The 17067-nt window shown below is 71.7% G+C and carries 13 protein-coding genes; 5 read left to right on the plus strand and 8 right to left on the minus strand.

Translation table 11 applies throughout. The features are described 5' to 3' along the window. Positions 1-34: 34 nt before the first annotated feature. Entirely contained in the window at positions 35-1471 is a 1437-nt protein-coding gene (locus tag ET471_RS10225) for an MFS transporter (RefSeq protein ID WP_242496242.1), read from the plus strand. Further along, entirely contained in the window at positions 1468-1947 is a 480-nt protein-coding gene (locus tag ET471_RS10235; RefSeq protein ID WP_165350470.1) for a GyrI-like domain-containing protein, read from the plus strand. The genes ET471_RS10225 and ET471_RS10235 overlap by 4 nt, the downstream gene beginning before the upstream one ends. Before the next feature lie 115 nt (positions 1948-2062). Here ET471_RS10235 and ET471_RS10240 read toward each other — a convergent pair whose 3' ends face one another. The 7 genes from ET471_RS10240 to ET471_RS10270 form a co-directional block, all read right to left on the minus strand. Then, the gene (locus tag ET471_RS10240) at positions 2063-3847 is read right to left on the minus strand and encodes an ATP-binding protein (protein ID WP_129188052.1); all 1785 of its coding nucleotides are present in this window, start codon (positions 3845-3847) and stop codon (positions 2063-2065) included. Positions 3848-3959: 112 nt separating this feature from the next. Beyond that, entirely contained in the window at positions 3960-4637 is a 678-nt protein-coding gene (locus ET471_RS10245; protein WP_129188054.1) for a Maf family protein, read from the minus strand. 89 nt (positions 4638-4726) lie between these two features. Continuing rightward, positions 4727-5659 (minus strand): AEC family transporter, encoded by a 933-nt coding sequence (locus tag ET471_RS10250; RefSeq protein ID WP_129188056.1) that lies wholly within the window; start codon positions 5657-5659, stop codon positions 4727-4729. Positions 5660-5729: 70 nt separating this feature from the next. Next, positions 5730-7424 (minus strand): DUF885 domain-containing protein, encoded by a 1695-nt coding sequence (locus tag ET471_RS10255; RefSeq protein WP_129188058.1) that lies wholly within the window; start codon positions 7422-7424, stop codon positions 5730-5732. A gap of 102 nt (positions 7425-7526) precedes the next feature. Next, positions 7527-7769, minus strand: coding sequence for an acyl-CoA carboxylase epsilon subunit (locus ET471_RS10260; RefSeq protein ID WP_129188060.1), 243 nt, complete (start codon positions 7767-7769; stop codon positions 7527-7529). Next, positions 7766-8308, minus strand: a complete 543-nt coding sequence (locus tag ET471_RS10265; RefSeq protein ID WP_129188062.1) for a hypothetical protein — start codon at positions 8306-8308, stop codon at positions 7766-7768. The genes ET471_RS10260 and ET471_RS10265 overlap by 4 nt, the downstream gene beginning before the upstream one ends. Positions 8309-8320: 12 nt before the next feature. Beyond that, a complete protein-coding gene (locus tag ET471_RS10270) occupies positions 8321-9916 on the minus strand; it encodes an acyl-CoA carboxylase subunit beta (RefSeq protein WP_129188064.1) in 1596 nt (531 codons plus the stop codon). Positions 9917-10076: 160 nt separating this feature from the next. Between ET471_RS10270 and ET471_RS10275 the strand changes: the two genes are divergently transcribed. Together ET471_RS10275 and ET471_RS10280 are read left to right on the plus strand one after the other, a co-directional pair. Continuing rightward, positions 10077-10955, plus strand: coding sequence for a biotin--[acetyl-CoA-carboxylase] ligase (locus tag ET471_RS10275; RefSeq protein ID WP_242496244.1), 879 nt, complete (start codon positions 10077-10079; stop codon positions 10953-10955). 29 nt (positions 10956-10984) lie between these two features. Then, positions 10985-12022, plus strand: coding sequence for an adenylate/guanylate cyclase domain-containing protein (locus tag ET471_RS10280; protein ID WP_129188068.1), 1038 nt, complete (start codon positions 10985-10987; stop codon positions 12020-12022). 15 nt (positions 12023-12037) lie between these two features. On the opposite strand, the gene ET471_RS10285 is transcribed toward ET471_RS10280, so the two are convergent. Then, on the minus strand, positions 12038-12583 hold the full coding sequence (locus ET471_RS10285) for an SOS response-associated peptidase (protein WP_242496245.1): 546 nt from the start codon (positions 12581-12583) through the stop codon (positions 12038-12040). 291 nt (positions 12584-12874) lie between these two features. Between ET471_RS10285 and ET471_RS10290 the strand changes: the two genes are divergently transcribed. After that, complete coding sequence (locus ET471_RS10290) at positions 12875-16960, plus strand: helix-turn-helix domain-containing protein (RefSeq protein WP_165350471.1); 4086 nt, start codon at positions 12875-12877, stop codon at positions 16958-16960. Positions 16961-17067: the final 107 nt, after the last annotated feature.

The raw sequence follows: 17067 nt of genomic DNA on the forward strand, positions 1-17067 counted from the left end.
TGAGTCGCGGGACGCCGCGGCGTCGGAACCGATCATGACGGACACCACGACGATGCCCGGCTGGAAGCGCAACGCGACCATCTTCCTGGCCGGGCAGACGGTCTCCCTGCTCGGCTCCATGCTGGTGCAGTACGCGGTCATGTGGCACCTGACCATCACCACGCGCTCCGGCACCGTGATGATGTGGTCGATCGTCTTCGGCATGCTGCCGCAGGCGTTCGTCAGCGTGCTCGGCGGCGTCTGGGCCGACCGGCACCACCGCAAGTGGCTCATCATGGGCTCCGACACCGCCATCGCCGTCGTCACGCTGGGGCTCGCGCTCGTCATGGCCTCCGGCGTCGACGACCTGTGGCTCATCTACGCGGCGCTCGCGGTCCGCTCCGCGTTCGCGGGCGTCCAGACGCCCGCGGTGAGCGCGATGATCCCGCAGGTCGTCCCCGAGGACCAGCTCCTGCGGATCAACGGGCTCAACCAGTCCATCCAGTCCGCGATGATGCTGCTCGCCCCCGTGGTCGCGGCCGGGATCTACGCCAGCTTCGACATCGTCGCCGTCTTCTTCGTCGACGTGGTGACGGCGATGATCGGCGTCGGCCTGCTGGCGCTCGTGCCGGTCGCACGCCTCGTGCGGCCCACCGGGCCCGGCGACGCCCCCGCCTACCTCGACGACCTGCGCGCGGGCCTGCGGTACGTGGTGCGGCACGCCGCCGTGCGCTGGCTCATGGTGCTGTTCGCCGTGACCATGCTGCTGGTCGGGGCGCCCGCGTTCCTCACCCCGCTCATGGTGGCGCGCACGTTCGGCGACGAGGTCTGGAAGCTCACCGCCAACGAGGTCGCCTGGTCCATCGGCATGCTCGGGGCAGGGCTCGTCATCGCGGCGCTCGGGCCGCGCGTGAAGCGGCACATGGCGATCATCGTCGCGTCCGTGGTGGGCGCCGGGGTGTTCACGGGGCTGCTCGGGCTCGCCACCACCATGTGGGTGTTCTTCGCGCTCGGCTTCGTCGTCTCCGCGACCTACGCCACCATGTTCGCCCCGGCCATGACGCTCATGCAGACGACCGTGGAGCCCCAGTACCAGGGGCGGGTGTTCGGGTTCTTCGGCATCGTCATGTCCGTGGGGATGCCGCTCAGCATGGTGGTGTTCGGGCCGCTCGCCGACCGGTACTCCGTCGAGTCGCTGCTGGTCGTCGCCGGCGCGCTGCTGGTCGCCTTCGTCGGCGCGCTGCTCGCGCTGCCGCCCACGCGGCGGTCGCTCGCGGCGCTCGCGGCCGCGCCCGAGACGACGCCGCCCGAGACGGTCCCGCCCGAGGCGGCCGCGCCGGAGACGACGACGCCGCCGGGAACGACGCCGCCCGGAACGACGCCGCCCGGGACCGCCGCCTCGCCGCGCACGGCCGACGGCGCCGGGGGCACGCTGGACCCGTGGGTCGAGGACGTCACGGAGGAGACCCGGAGATGGGAGACCAGGAGATGAGCGAGCCCCAGATCGAGGTGCGGGCCGTCCCGGAGCAGCACGTCGCCCGCCTGGAGGCGTTCGCGCCGCGGATGGGGCCCGAGTTCGTCGGACCCGTCGTCGGGCCCCTGTTCGGGCAGGTGCCCGCGCTGCTCGACGCCGCGGGCGTGCCCGTCGCGGGCCCGCCGCTCGGGGTCTACGAGGCTGCCGCCGAGGGCGAGCCCGGCGCGGTGCGCATCGTCGTCGCGTTCCCCGTCGCGGCCGACGTCACGGAGGTGCCGGGGCTCGACGTCGGCACGCTGCCGGGACTCGAGCGGGCCGCCGTCCTGGTCCACCACGGCGGCCCGGACACGCTGGGGGCGGCGTGGATGGCGTACCTGGACCGGCTGGCCGCCGAAGGGTACGACACGACGTCGCACTCCCGCGAGGTCTACGTGTCGCCGCCGGACGTGCCCGAGCACGAGTGGGACACGCTGCTGGTGGTGCAGCTGCGGTAGCGCGCGGGGTGCGCTGCCGCGCGGGCCGCGATCGGAGCGTGCGCACCGGATCGGAGCGTGCGGCGCATCGCACGCGCCGATCCCGGAACCACGTTCCGATCGGGCGGGCGACCGCCTACGCGATCTCGCAGATCGACGTGCCCGCCGAGACCGACGCGCCGGGCGTCAGCGTCAGGCCGGTGATCGTGCCCGCCTTGTGGGCGAGCAGCGGCTGCTCCATCTTCATGGCCTCGAGCACGACGACGAGGTCGCCCTCGGCCACCTCGGCGCCCTCCGCGACGGCGACCTTGACGATGGTGCCCTGCATCGGCGAGGCGAGCGTGTTGCCCGTCGCGCCGCGGCCGGCACCGCCGTTGCGGCGGGCCGTCGGGCGGCGCTGGGCCGCGCCGCGCGCGTTGGCCGTGCGGGCGCGCCCGGCGGCGACGCCCAGCCCGGCGGGCAGCACCACCTCCAGGCGGCGGCCGCCCACCTCGACGACGACGCGCTCGGCCTGCGGCTGGAGCTCCTCGTCCTCGTCGTCGGGCGTCGGCGTGGCGGCGGGGGCCAGCGCGGCGACGGCGTCGGCGAAGTCGGTCTCGATCCAGCGCGTGTGGACGCGGAAGTCGCCGACGAAGTCGGGCGCCTCGAGCACGGCCCGGTGGAACGGCACGACCGTGGGGATGCCCTCGACCTCGAGCTCGCGCAGCGCGCGGCGGGCGCGCTCCACGGCCTGGGTGCGCGTGGCGCCCGTGACGATGACCTTCGCGATCATCGAGTCGAAGCTCCCCGAGACGGTGTCGCCCTCGACGACGCCCGTGTCGACGCGCACGCCCGGGCCGGACGGCCAGCGCAGCGTCGTGATCTTGCCGGGGGCGGGCAGGAAGCCCGCGGCGGGGTCCTCGCCGTTGATGCGGAACTCGAGGCTGTGGCCGCGCACCGTGGTCGACTCGTAGCCGAGCGCCTCGCCGTTCGCGATGCGCAGCTGCTCGCGGACCAGGTCGATGCCCGTGACCTCCTCGGTCACTGGGTGCTCCACCTGGAGGCGGGTGTTGACCTCGAGGAACGAGATGGTGCCGTCGACGCCCACGAGGAACTCGCACGTGCCGGCACCGACGTAGCCCGCCTCGCGCAGGATGGCCTTCGAGGCGCGGTCCAGCTCGGCGTTCTGCTCGGCGCTGAGGAAGGGCGCGGGGGCCTCCTCGACGAGCTTCTGGTGGCGGCGCTGCAGCGAGCAGTCGCGCGTGGAGACGACGACGACGGTGCCGAACGCGTCGGCGAGGCACTGCGTCTCGACGTGGCGCGGGCGGTCCAGGTAGCGCTCCACGAAGCACTCGCCGCGCCCGAACGCGGCGACGGCCTCGCGCACCGCGGACTCGTACAGCTCCTCGATCTCCTCGAACGTGCGGGCCACCTTGAGGCCGCGGCCGCCGCCGCCGAACGCCGCCTTGATGGCGACGGGCAGGCCGTGCTCCTGGGCGAACTCGACAACCTCGGCGGCCGACTCGACGGGGTCGGGCGTGCCCGGCACGAGGGGCGCGCCGGCGCGCAGCGCGATGTGGCGCGCGCTCACCTTGTCGCCGAGGGACTCGATGGCGGCGGGCGGCGGGCCGATCCACACGAGCCCGGCGTCGATGACGGCCTGCGCGAACGCGGCGTTCTCGGAGAGGAACCCGTACCCGGGGTGCACGGCGTCGGCGCCGGACCGCTGGGCGACGTCGAGCAGCTTCGCGACGTCGAGGTAGGTCTCCTGGGCCCGGACCCCGCCGAGGGCGAACGCCTCGTCGGCGACGCGCACGTGCAGCGCCTGACGGTCGGGATCGGCGTAGACCGCGACGGACGCGAGGCCGGCGTCGGCGCACGCGCGCGCGACCCGGACGGCGATCTCGCCGCGGTTGGCGATGAGGACCTTGGTGATGGGCACGGCTCACCGTATCGCCCGCACCCGCGTGCGGACCGGCCCCGTTGCGGCCAACGCCCTCGCGGGGCGTTTGTGGGAACCCACCAAACGATCGCGGGCGGTGGTGGGGCCTCCGTCAGTCGCGGAGCGCGCGCCAGGGGACGTCGATCTCGTCGAGCAGCTCGCGCAGCAGCGGCAGCGAGATACCGACGACGCCGTGGTGGTCGCCCTCGACGCGGTCGACGTACGGCCCGCCGAGGCCGTCGATCGTGTACGCGCCCGCGACGCGCAGCGGCTCGCCCGTGGCGACGTAGGCGCGGATCTCGTCGTCGTCGATGTCGGCGAAGTGGCACACGGCCGACGACGTCGCGCCGAGGGTCGCGCCCGTCCCGCCGTCCGCCGCGTCGCGCAGGTCGACGACCCAGTGGCCCGTGTGGAGCGTGCCGGCCCTGCCGCGCATCGCCTGCCAGCGGGCGACGGCGTCGTCGGCGTCGGCCGGCTTGCCCAGGATCTCGCCGTCCAGCTCGAGCATGGAGTCGCAGCCGACGACGACCGCGTCGGAGAGGCGGGCGCCGAGCATGTCGGCGGTCGTCTCGTCGTCCTCGACGCGGCGGGCGACGTCCTCGGCCTTGGCCTGGGCGAGCAGCAGCACGGCGTCGGCGGGCTCAAGCTCCCCGAACCGCTCGCGCGCGGCGGCCAGGACGGCGTCCTCGTCGACGCTCGACACGACGACGGTGGGGGTGACGCCCGCGGCCTTGAGGGTGCTCAAACGGGCGGGGGACTGGGAGGCAAGAACCACATGCACGGAAGCCACGCGCCCAGGCTAGGCGCTATCCCGTCGCGCGACCCTGGATGTCCGGTTCTGGCGACCCAGAACCGGACATCCAGGGTCGCGCGACACCCTCAGCCGAGGATGGCGGCGGCGAGGAGGAGGGTTGCTGGGGACGTCAGGGTCGTGACCAGGATCGTGTCGCGCGCGAGGACCTCGCCGCGGCGGTAGCGCGCCGCGTAGTTGTAGACGTTCTGTGCCGTCGGCAGGCCGGCGAGCAGCACCGACGCCAGCACGGCGTCGTCGTCGAGCCGGAACGCGTAGCGGGCGAGCAGGTACGCGAGCACGGGCATGACCACGCCCTTGACGGCCGCGGACGTGGCGGCCGCGAGCCGCGACGAGCCCGCGCGCAGCGGGCGCGAGCCGTGCAGCGACATGCCGAACGCCATGAGCATCATCGGGATCGCGGCGCCGCCGAGGATCACGAGCGGCTGGCGGACCACGTCGGGCACGCCCCACCCGAACCCGCTGACGACGGCGCCCGCGACGGACGCCAGGATGATCGGGTTGCGAAGAGGTTGCTGCAGCACGAACCACAGCGCCGATCGAGGTGACACGCGCCCGGAGGTCTGCGCGTCGAGCAGCGTGAGCGTGATCGGCGCGAGCACCAGCAGCTGGAGCAGGATCACGGGCACGACGACGGTGGGGTCGCCGAGCACGTACGCGGCGAGGGGCAGGCCGATGTTGTTGGCATTGACGTACCCGCTCGCGACGGCGCCGACGGTCGCCTCGGACGCCGTGAGGTGGAGCCGGACGGCGTGGACCAGCAGGAACAGCGCGGCCGCGAGCACGGCGGCCGACGCCTGCACCAGCAGCGGGGCGGAGAGCAGCGCGTGCAGGTCGGCGTCGGCGATGACCGTGAAGAGCAGGGCGGGGATCGCGACGAAGAACGCGATCCGGTTGAGCGCCTCCTGGGCGCCCGCGCCGCCGATGCGCAGCCGGGCGCACACGTACCCGGCCGCGACGACGACGCCGATGATCGCGAAGCCGGTGAGGATGCCGCTCATGCGGGCGAGGCTATGCCGGGGTGGCCATCATCTGGGACGACAATCTCAGATGGTGGCCACCCGTGCGGCGTCAGGCCAGCGCGTCGCGCAGCACGTCCAGGCCCACGGAGCCCAGAGCGAGCGCCTTGGCGTGGAACACCTTCGCGTCCCACGCGTCGCCGGCCTGGGCGCGAGCCTCGTCGCGGGCCTGCTCCCACAGGCGCTGGCCCACCTTGTACGCGGGAGCCTGGCCCGGCCAGCCGAGGTAGCGGTTGTACTCGAACCGCACGAACGACTCGTTCATGTTGACGTTGGCCTTGAGGAACGGCCACGCCTTCTCGGCGTCCCACGTGCCGCCGCCCCACTCCTGCGGCGCCTCCAGGCCCAGGTGCACGCCGATGTCGAAGACGACGCGGGCCGCACGCATGCGCTGGGCGTCCAGCATGCCCAGGCGGTCGCCCGGGTCGGACAGGTAGCCGAGCTCGTCCATGAGCTTCTCGGCGTACAGGGCCCAGCCCTCGCCGTGGCCCGACACCCAGCACAGGAGGCGGCGCCACGAGTTGAGCGTGTCGCGGGCGACGACCGCCTCCGCGCACTGCAGGTGGTGGCCCGGCACGCCCTCGTGGAACACGGTCGTCTTCTCGCGCCAGGTGCCGAACTCCGTCACGCCCGGCGGCACCGACCACCACATGCGGCCGGGGCGCGAGAAGTCGTCGCTCGGCGGGGTGTAGTAGATGCCGCCGTTGTGCGTGGGCGCGATGAGGCACTCGATCGTGCGGACCGGGCCGGAGATGTCGAAGTGGACGCCGTCCAGGTCGGCGATCGCCTGGTCGGCGGTCTCCTGCATCCACGCGCGCAGCTCGTCGGTGCCGTGGAGCTGGTAGCGCGGGTCCGCCTCCAGCTTCGCGACGGCGTCCTCCACCGTGGCGCCGGGGCCGGCGATCTCGCGGGCCACCGCGGTCTGCTCGGCCACGATGCGGGCCAGCTCCTCGACGCCCCAGGCGTAGGTCTCGTCGAGGTCGACCGTGGCGCCCAGGAACTGGCGGGAGAACAAGCCGTAGCGCTCGCGCCCGACGCCGTCCGCCTCGGGGGCCTGCGGGGCGAGGTCGGTCTCGAGGAACGCGGCGAGCCGGTCGTAGGCCTCGCGGGCCGCGGTGGCGCCGTGCTCGAGCTCCTTGCGCACGAGCGAGCACGCGGCGGAGTCGTCGAGCACCTCGGCGTCCTTGCCGTGGACGAACGACGCGAAGAACGACTCGGCGCCGGCGAGCTCGCGCGCCTGCGCGACGCCCTCGCGCACCTGGCGGATCGCGGGCACGTTGCCGCGCCGCGCGGCCTCGCTGAGCGAGGCGATGTAGCCGTCGACGGCGCCCGGCAGCAGGGTCAGGCGCGAGGCGATGTTCTCCCACGCCTCGACGGTGCTCGTGGGCATGACGTCGAAGACGTCGCGCAGTCCCTGGAGCGGGGACGCGATGACGTTGAGGTCGGCCAGCGGCTCGCCGGCCTCGTGCAGCTCGAGGGCCAGGCCGAGGCGCTCGCGCATCGCGGCGAGCGTGACGCGGTCGACGTCGTCGGCGGGCGTGAGCTCCGCGAGCGCGGCGAGCGTCGCGCGGTCGAGGTCCGCGCGGGCGTCGTGGCCCGCGGGGGACAGGTCGGTCATCTTGTCGTCGTAGCCGGGCAGGCCGATGGCCGACGCGGCGAGCGGGTCGAGCTCGGCGACCTTGGCGACGTAGCCGTCGGCGACGGCGTCGATGGCGGACGGGGGGCGCGGGGTGCTGGCCTGGGTCACCCCGCGAGACTACTCACCGGCGCGACGCGTGCCGGGGGACCGACGCGCGGTGGGCCTGGCCCCCGCGCGGATCGGCCGCCGTCAGCTGTGCAGGCTCGGCCGTCAGCTGCGCAGGCTCCAGCGCCACGCGTCGGCGTTGTGGCGCCCCTCGCGGCCGCCGAACGTGGCCGCCGTCGCGCCCGCGCCGTTGCCGCGCACCGAGCGGGTGCGGTTGGTCCACTCCGCGATGGGCGCCTCGTCGTGGGGCAGGCCCGACGCCGCGGCCACCGCGGCGAGGCCGGCGACGAGCGCCGCGACCTCGAGCTCGTCGGGCGCGCCGCGGACGATCCGGACGGCGGGCGTCACTCGTCGTCCTCGTCCTCGTCGTCGTCGCCGAAGCCCGGGGCCGCGCCGCGCGAGGCGGCCCACTCCACGACCTCGTAGCCGGCGTCGGCGAACCGGGTGGTCGCGTCCTCGCCGGCCTCGTCGAGCACGTCGATCATGCCGTCGAGCGTCATGTCCGCCGAGTCCGGCGGGGACGCGACGACGAAGCCGAGGTAGAACACCTCGGCGCGCTCGACGCCGTCGGGCAGGTCGTGGTCGTGCTCGTGGTCCTGCTCGTCGTCGGACGGCTCCCACACCGAGCTCGTGAGGTCGGGGTGCATGCCGAGCGCGTCGTGGAGCGCGTCGAACAGGCCCGCGTTGAGCTGGCCCACGCGGTTCTCGAGCGCGAGGATCCGCGGGTCCTCGTCGGACTCGGCGGCGCCGAACTCCGCGCGCACGCCGGCGGCGGTGTCCACGTACTCGTGCAGTGCCGCGGCCAGCGCCTCGACCGCCGCGTGCAGCGGGGCGACGTCGGTGCCCGGCAGCGGGGCGGGGCTGTGGGTCTGGTCCTCGTGGCTCATCGTGGCAGTCTCTCAGAGGGGGATGTTGCCGTGCTTCTTGGGCGGGAGGCTGGCACGCTTGGTCCGCAGCGCGCGCAGGGCCCGCACCACCTGGAGCCGGGTCTCGGACGGCCGGATGACGGCGTCGACGTAGCCACGCTCGGCGGCGTCCCACGGGTTGACGATCGCCTCCTCGTACGCGTCGGTGAGGCGCTTGCGCTCGGCCTCGACGTCCCCGCCCGCGGAGGCCACGTCGGACAGCGCGCGGCGCTGGAGGATGTTGACCGCGCCGCCCGCGCCCATGACGGCGACCTGCGCCGTCGGCCACGCGAGGTTGACGTCGGCGCCGAGCTGCTTGGAGCCCATGACGATGTACGCGCCGCCGTACGCCTTGCGTGTGATGACGGTGACGAGCGGGACCGTGGCCTCGGCGTACGCGTAGATGAGCTTGGCGCCGCGGCGGATGATGCCCTGGTGCTCCTGGCCCACGCCGGGCAGGAAGCCCGGCACGTCCACGAACGTCAGCACGGGCAGGTTGAACGCGTCGCACGTGCGCACGAAGCGGGCGGCCTTCTCGGCCGCGTCGATGTCGAGCGTGCCGGCCATCTGCATGGGCTGGTTGGCGACGACACCCACGGCCTGGCCCTCGACGTGCCCGAACCCGACCAGCACGTTAGGCGCGAACAGCGGCTGCACCTCGAGGAACGTGTCCTCGTCCAGCACCGTCTCCACGACGGTCCGCATGTCGTACGGCTGGTTGTCCGAGTCGGGGATCAGGGTGTCGAGCGCCTCGTCCAGCGGCCCCACCTCGGTGTCCGGCTCCTCGGGCGGGAACGACGGCGGGTCGCCCAGGTTGTTCTGCGGGAGGTACCCGATGAGCGATCGCACGTAGTCGATCGCGTCGTCCTCGTCCGCGCCCAGGTAGTGCGCGACGCCCGACTTCTGGTTGTGGGTGCGCGCGCCGCCGAGGGTCTCGAAGTCGACGTCCTCGCCCGTCACGGACCGGATGACGTCCGGGCCGGTGATGAACATGTTCGACGTGCCGTCGGCCATGACGATGAAGTCGGTCAGCGCGGGGGAGTACACGGCGCCGCCGGCGCTCGGCCCCAGGATGAGCGAGATCTGCGGGATGACGCCCGACGCCGCCACGTTGCGCCGGAACATCTCCGCGAACTGCGTCAGGGCCGCGACGCCCTCCTGGATGCGGGCGCCGCCGCCGTCGGAGATGCCGACGATCGGCACGCCCGTGCGCAGCGCGAGGTCCTGCACCTTGGCGATCTTCTGGCCGTGCACCTCGCCCAGCGAGCCGCCGAACACCGTGAAGTCCTGCGAGAACACGCACACCTGGCGGCCGTCGACCGTGCCGTAGCCGGTCACGACGCCGTCGCCCGGGATGCGCTTCTTGTCGAGCCCGAAGTTGCGCGAGCGGTGCGCGGCCAGGGCGTCGAGCTCGACGAACGAGCCCTCGTCCAGCAGCGCCTCGATGCGCTCGCGCGCCGACTTCTTGCCGCGCGCGTGCTGCTTCTCCTGCGCCACGGCCTCCGGCTCCGTGACGGCCGCCGCGCGGCGGCGCTCCAGGTCGGCGAGCTTGGCTGCGGTCCCGGTGAGGGTGGGCGTGGCGACGTTCACGAGGAAGGAGCCTAGTTGGCCGATAGGTACAGATCGATGCTCCCGACGACGCGAAACGCGCGCGCCCGTTGGCGGAACCCCACAACGGCCCCGCGCCGGCACCGAGCGCCCAGGGCCGCTCCCTCGACGCCGCGACGCGGACTCCGCCAGGATGGGGGGCGTGAGCGAGCGCGCCCTGATCGACGTGGAGAAGGTCCGAGCCGCCGCCCTGCGCCCCGCGGGCGCCTGGGCGAGCGTCGACGTCGTGGACGCCGCCCCGTCCACCAACACGCTCCTGCTCGAGATCGCCGCGCAGGCCGAGCGCGAGGGCGAGCCGCTCGCCGCCCCCGCGGCGCTCGCGGCCGAGCACCAGACGGCCGGCATCGGCCGCGCCGGGCGCACCTGGGAGACGCCGCCGCGCGCCGCCCTCACCGTCTCGACCCTGCTGCGGCCCGCCGCCTCCGCCGACGCGCTCGGCTGGCTCCCGCTGCTGACGGGCGTCGCCGTCGTGCGCGTGCTGCGGGCCGCGGGCGTGCCCGCCTCGCTCAAGTGGCCCAACGACGTGCTCCTGCCCGCCGCCGACGAGGTCGACGGGTTCGGGCCCTGGCGCAAGGTCGCCGGGATCCTCGCGCAGGGGGTGCCGGGCGGGGACGGCGTCGTCGTCGGGGTCGGGCTCAACGTCACGCAGCCCGCCGTCGAGCTGCCGGTGCCCACCGCGACGTCGCTCGCGCTGGCGGGCGCACCCGAGAGCGCGCTCGACCGCACCGCGCTGCTCACCGCGTACCTCGCCGAGCTCGCCGCCGTCGTGGGCCGCTGGGCCGCCGACGACGGCGACGTGCACGCGCCCGGACCCGGCGGGGGACCGTCGCTCGCCGACGAGTACGCCGACCGCTGCGCGACCCTCGGGGCGTCGGTGCGCGTCGAGCTCGCGGGCGGCGCCGGCGTCGTCGAGGGCCGCGCCGCGCACCTGACCGTCGACGGGGCGCTCGTCGTCGCGCGCGACGACGGCAGCGTGCGCATGGTGACCGCGGGCGACGTCCACCACCTGCGCCGCGCCTGAGCACCGTGGCCCCCACCTACACTGACGACGTGACGAGCGACACCCGGCCTGGCCCCGTACCCGAACCGACAGGGGACACGGCGGCCCGGATCGACCTCGAGATCCTCGGCGGTCCGCGGCGGTACACGCTCGACGACCTGGTCGAGGGCACCGGCCTGACGCACGACCTCATCGAGGACTACTGGCGCTGGCTCGGCCTGCCCGTCCAGCACGCCACGGAGCGGTGGTTCACCGACTCCGACCTCGAGTCGCTGCGCGAGATCGCACAGCTCGCCGCCGCGGAGCACCTCGACGAGCAGGCGCTGCGCACCCTCGTGCGGTCCATGGGGCACACCACCGAGCGCCTCGCGCTGTGGCAGACGGAGGCGTTCGTCGAGCACGCCGCCCGGTACCACGGGCTCGACGACGTCAGCGCGCGCCTGACCGTGCTGGACAACCTGCCGCACCTCGCCGACATCCTGGCCCGCCAGCTCGAGCACGCCTGGCGCCGCCAGCTCGCGGCCGTCACGGGCCGGTACGCGACGGAGTTCGCCGGGGCGCGTGGCGGGGAGCGCAACGAGCACAAGCTGCCGCTGCGCCGTGCCGTCGGGTTCGTCGACATCGTGTCGTTCACCAAGCGCACCGCGGGCCTCGGGTCCGAGGAGCTGTCCGACTTCGTCCAGCTCTTCGAGACGCGTGCGCGCGACATCGTCACCGAGGCCGGCGGACGCGTGGTCAAGACCGTCGGCGACGCCGTCCTGTTCGTCGGGGACACCGTGGAGATCGGCGCCGAGATGGCGCTGCGCCTGGCGACCGCCAGCCCGGAGGGGCCGGAGATCCCCGTGCGAGTGGGGTTCGTGTGGGGCCGCGTGCTGGCCCGGTTCGGCGACGTGTTCGGGCCGTCGGTGAACCTCGCGTCCCGGCTCACCGAGGCGTCCGAGCCCGGCGAGGTGCTCATCGACCCGGCGACGGCGGCGCTGCTCGCGACGTCGTCGCGGTACGCGCTCACCGAGCAGCCCGAGGCCGAGCTGCAGGGCCTGGGCGCGATGAGGCCCGTGCGGCTCCAGCGGGCGTACGCCGCCGGCTGAGCCTCCCGGCCGGCGCTAGCCGATCGGCTCCGGGTCCTCGTCGAGCAGCGAGGGGCCGTTGTTGCGCACGGAGCTGACGAGGTCCGTCACGGGCCGCAGCGCGAACTCCGCGAGCGGGTCGTCCAGCAGCCCGGCCGCCTGCTCCGCTCCCACGGCGGGGTCCAGCCACGCGTCCCACGCCGTCGGCGGCAGCGCCACCGGCATGCGGTCGTGGACGTGCGCCATCGGGGCCGACGCCGCCGTCGTGATCACCGTGGTGGACACGAGCCAGCGCGCCGGGTCGTCGCCCGCCTTGGTGCGGTCACGCCAGAACTCGTACAGGCCCGCGAACAGCACGGGCTCGCCGTCGCGGTGGATCCAGTACGGCTGCCGGGGCGCCTTCGCCGTGGCCTTCGCGCCCGGCGGCAGGCCCAGCCTCCGCCACTCGTAGTACCCGTCGGCGGGCACGAGGCAGCGCCGCACGGCGAGCGGCTTGGCGAACGCCGGCTTGTCGGTCAGGGTCTCGACGCGCGCGTTGATCATGCGCGCCCCGCCGCTCGGGTCCTTGGACCAGGACGGCACGAGCCCCTTTACCGGACTGAAGCGTCGGCAACACCTGGGGGAGGGCATGCACGCGCGCTCGTACGATCGTCACCGACGAGCACTGCGATGACGGTCTCGTCCGCAACATCCCTGGGCCGACGTCGGGCCTCCCGGCGTTGCCCACTCGCCACGCCGCATCGTTCGGGAGGTACCTCGATCTGCCGTTTTGGGGCAGGTCAACCAACACCTTCGGTCCACGCAAGGCCGCCACACGCACTCACTGCGTGTTGCCCCTTGCATTCGCACGCACCATCTGCGTACGCTCGCCTCATGTACGCAGACCTTGGGCGACTCATCAGGGACCGTCGCGAGGCGACCGGCCTCGACCAAAGGGCGCTTGCTGCTCAGCTAGGGGTAGGCCAGCAGGCCGTGAGTGGTTGGGAGCGAGGCCAGTCGCGACCCAGGCGCGCAATGCTCGCCGAAATCGCGCGGATCCTTGTGGTCGAGGAGGATGCGCTCGTCGACGCTGGCGAGTACCCGCCGACCGCATCGGGTGTCCGGCCCGCGGTCCGGCCTCTCACACGCGCCCTTCCGCTTGAAGAGTTGAGCGAGGAGCGGTTTGAAGACTTTCTGGCCGAAGTGATGAGCAGATTGTTCCCAGACGGCCACGCGAGCCGGTTCGGGGGGCGCGGCCACAAGCAGCACGGCATCGACATCCTCGTCGCCGCTGGTGGCCAGAACCTGGCGACAGGCCAGTGCAAGCGGCACCGTGAGTTTGGGCCCGCGGCCGTTCGCCACGCGATCGCGGAGGTGACGATTACAGCGCCAAAGAACTACCTGTTCCTCTCGCGGCCTATCGCCACACCGGCGGCGCGCAGCGAGGTTGGTAATCACGCGAACTGGGAGATTTGGGACGGCGAAGATATATCACGGTACGTGCGGAATCTGCCGCGCGAACAGGCCCTGAGGCTCGTCGACACCTACTTCCCTGGCCACCGTGAATCGTTCCTCGGCATTCCGTCACCAGGTCCGTGGCTATCTCCGGAAGACCACTTCGACGCCACCCCCACCACGATCTTCAACCATGAGTGGACCCTGGCCGGCCGCCGCCGTCAGCTCGATGAACTCGTCGCTGCTGCGTACCAGGCCGATGCGACCATCGCGTTTGTGGTCGGAGCGGGCGGCCTCGGAAAGACCCGGCTCTTGAAGTCCCTCGCGGACGCAGCACCTGCTGCGTCCGAGGTGCGCATTCTGCCGGGTGACGCCACTGTCACGGCTTCGGATCTCGAGCTGCTTCCGCAAGGAGGCAACCTCACTGTTGTCGTGGACGACGCCCACGAAGTCACCGACCTCACCGGGATCGTTGCGGGTATCTGGCGGCGCAACCGAAGCGCGAAAGTTGTGCTCGCGTGCAGGCCCTACGGGCTCCGGGCGATTCGGGAAGGGCTCGCACAGCACAGTCTGCTGCCGACCGCGTACACGGAAATCGTGCTCACCGATCTCGAGTTCGAGGACGCTACCGCGTTGGCGCGTGAAGCCCTTGCAGGCACAGCCCCCGAGGCTGTCGCTCGGCGACTGGCGGGGTTGACGGCCGACTCTCCGCTGGTCACGGTCGTCGGCGGAGTACTGATTCGGCAGGGCCAACTTGAACCTGGCGCATTGGAACAGGATCCAAACGTTCGCTTCCACATTATGCGGGGCTTCAGTGACGCACTGGTCAAAGATCCGCTGGCGTACGACCCACCCACGCGACGCGCAGTGCTAGATGCCCTCGCCGCACTACAGCCGTTCCGCACCAACGAGGAATCAGCACGCGAATCGCTGAGCAGAATCGTTGGAAAGCCCTACGACGAGCTGCACAAGCACCTGCGGAGCCTCGAGAACGCCGGGATCCTTCGCCGTCGGGGTGAGTCGCTGCGCATCGTTCCCGACTTGCTCGGTGACGTCATCCTTACCGAGGCTGCGTTCGACGAAGACAACCCCTTGGGTACCGGATATCTCGCCCGCATCGAACCCCTGGTCGCTGGCGTCAGTGCCGAGCACCTGTTCGTCAACGTCAGCCGTGTCGACTGGCAGGTCCGAAGCAATCGCGAAAATGCCCCGAGCATGGCTGGATCTCTGTGGGCCGCATTCCGGGCGCGGGTTGAGGCCGCCGACATCGTGGACCGACGAACGCTGGCTGAGGCGATGGCTAAGGTTGCATACTTCCAGCCGGAGCGCACACTCGAGGTCACCCGCTGGCTGATCGACAATCCCACGGATCGCCTCGACAGTGAACACGCCATGTGGGATGGCTACATGGCCGATGACTACAACAGCGTGCTTCAAGCGTTGCCACCCGCGCTTAGGTTCGCGGCGATGAACGCCGAGACCCTTCCCGAAGCTCTCAAGCAACTCTGGGAGCTTGCACAAGGGGATGAGCGCCCGACGAACCAGCACCCCGAACACCCTCTTCGGATTTTGGGCCAACTGGCAGAGTTCGGCGTGACCAAGCCGATCGAATTCAACGACCAAATCGTCGACATCGCCTCAACATGGTTCGCCGACGGCCAGCGCCTCTCACCCTTCGAGGTTCTGACGCCCATGCTTGCCACTGAGGGCCACGAAGCAGGCTTCCGCGGTCACACCATTACGTTCCAGCCCTATTCTGTGAACCCAGACAGTGTCATGCGGGTCCGTCAACGGGTCATCGACCTTGCCTTCCAAGAACTCGAGTCATTCGACCTACGCCGGTCGGGCGCCGCCGCGAAGGCTCTGAAAACGGCCTTGCAGTACCCTACGGGGCTCTTCGGGCGCACGGTATCGGCCGATGAACGCGACAGATGGACACCGGGATTTGTCGAGACCATAGATCGGCTTGGCGCCGCCGTTGCCGCAGGACGACTGGACCCCGCAGTTGTAGTGAGCGTCCGGGATGCTTTGCATTGGCATGAAAACTACGGCGATGGGCCAGCCCATGACGCTGCGCAGAGGGTTGTCGTGGCGCTCCCGATCGATTCCGAGTCACTCCTCGCACTAACGGTCCACGACGGGTGGGGCAGCCTCATCCGTGACCGCGGCGATGATTTCGAGGCAATGGAAGCCAAACGGTTGGCGCTCCTTCAGGCCGTGGTGGATAGCCTCACTGACGTCGCGGACGCCGAGGTCGTGGAGTTGCTTGTTTCCAGGCTGCGCGCCGATAGGGAAGTCCACGGGTCCAGCGAAGGAGATCCGGGCCCCCTCGTGGCCGGCCTGATCGACGCCCGCCCGTCCCTCGCCCACACGATGCTTGAGGTGCTCCGTTCAGCTCCCGGCCAGCACGACCTTGACCCTGTCCTGCCGGTCGTCCTCAGCACTCTCGCCGCACATGAGCCAGCGGCCGCGATAGGTGAAATCAGGGACCTGCTTGGGAGCGCATCGGAAGACCGGCGTCGCGCTGCAGCCCATGCGATCGGGTGGAACCGGGGCCTCCGCGAGCTGCACCCCGGCGAGCTCGACCTGCTTCTCGAGTTGGCCGCTGACCCTGACGTAGTCGTCCGTCGCAGCGTTGCGCGAGCAGCTCAACTGCTTGCACCCCGCCGAACCGCTGAAGCAACTCGCCTTCTCGCCGCCATCCGGTTCGGCGATAGTCCGAGTGTGGCGAATGACATCTTCATGTGCTTCCGCGCCAACTTTGGCATCTCATGGGCCAATTTCTCCGACGCCGACATCGAACGCATTCGCGACGACCTGATCACCGTGCCTGAGATCGGCGGATACTCGCTTGCCAGCGCACTCGCGACTCGATCAGCGACGGACCCCGCGTGGGTGGTCCGCCTGCTCCAGGAGCGCGTCGAGCATGCCGAGTCGCTTGGGAGCGTGCGGCACTATGACGCCCTGCCGTACTCCTGGGATGCGCACCTTCGAGTCCGCGAAACCAGGGACTTTCTGCCGAGCCTCACCGGCATCCTCGCCTGGATCGCCGACGGTCTCGACTCTTGGCTGCGACGGCAGTTGGGGGCCGACTTGTTCGCCGCAGTAGCGAGTGGATACGACACCCAGGTCACCGAGATCTTGGGGAGCGCACTCGCTTCTGGCGCCGAAAGCATGACGCGGGCGGTTTCGGCGGTACTTGGAGAGGCGCCGAGGACCTTCATCTGGGACCAGCCGGACTTCGTCCGCGCAGCGTTGCACGCTGCCAACCGACTCGGCGACGACGCGCTCCGAGACATGTCGGGCGCACTCTGGGGCGCAACAATCTCTGGAGGTCGCACCGGTACGCCCGGTGAACCGTTCCCTGAGACGGTCGAGCAACGCGATAGGTCGCGCGAGATCGCCCGAGACTTGCCGGCCGGGTCGCTCGAGAACCGCTTCTACGCCGACATGGCGAAGTCGGCTGACCGGGACATTCTCCGTGAGACCAATGACGACCTGTCGACCGACGGACGGGTGTGGTGAAAGACCGCGAGCCAAGCTAGGTCGTGAACGGTCACGATAGGAACACGGCCACTTCCCCCTTCGCTGACCGACCTGCCGGACCTCCACGGCACTAGGGCACGTCTCCC

Source organism: Xylanimonas protaetiae, from assembly GCF_004135385.1.
GTDB lineage: Bacteria > Actinomycetota > Actinomycetes > Actinomycetales > Cellulomonadaceae > Xylanimonas > Xylanimonas protaetiae.

What these genes read in the sequence shown, in the direction of transcription:
- ET471_RS10290 (WP_165350471.1), top strand. Translation starts at nt 12,875, where the DNA reads ATGTACGCAGACCTTGGGCGACTCATCAGGGACCGTCGCGAGGCGACC.
- ET471_RS10265 (WP_129188062.1), bottom strand. Translation starts at nt 8,308, where the DNA reads ATGAGCCACGAGGACCAGACCCACAGCCCCGCCCCGCTGCCGGGCACC.
- ET471_RS10250 (WP_129188056.1), bottom strand. Translation starts at nt 5,659, where the DNA reads ATGAGCGGCATCCTCACCGGCTTCGCGATCATCGGCGTCGTCGTCGCG.
- ET471_RS10235 (WP_165350470.1), top strand. Translation starts at nt 1,468, where the DNA reads ATGAGCGAGCCCCAGATCGAGGTGCGGGCCGTCCCGGAGCAGCACGTC.
- ET471_RS10225 (WP_242496242.1), top strand. Translation starts at nt 35, where the DNA reads ATGACGGACACCACGACGATGCCCGGCTGGAAGCGCAACGCGACCATC.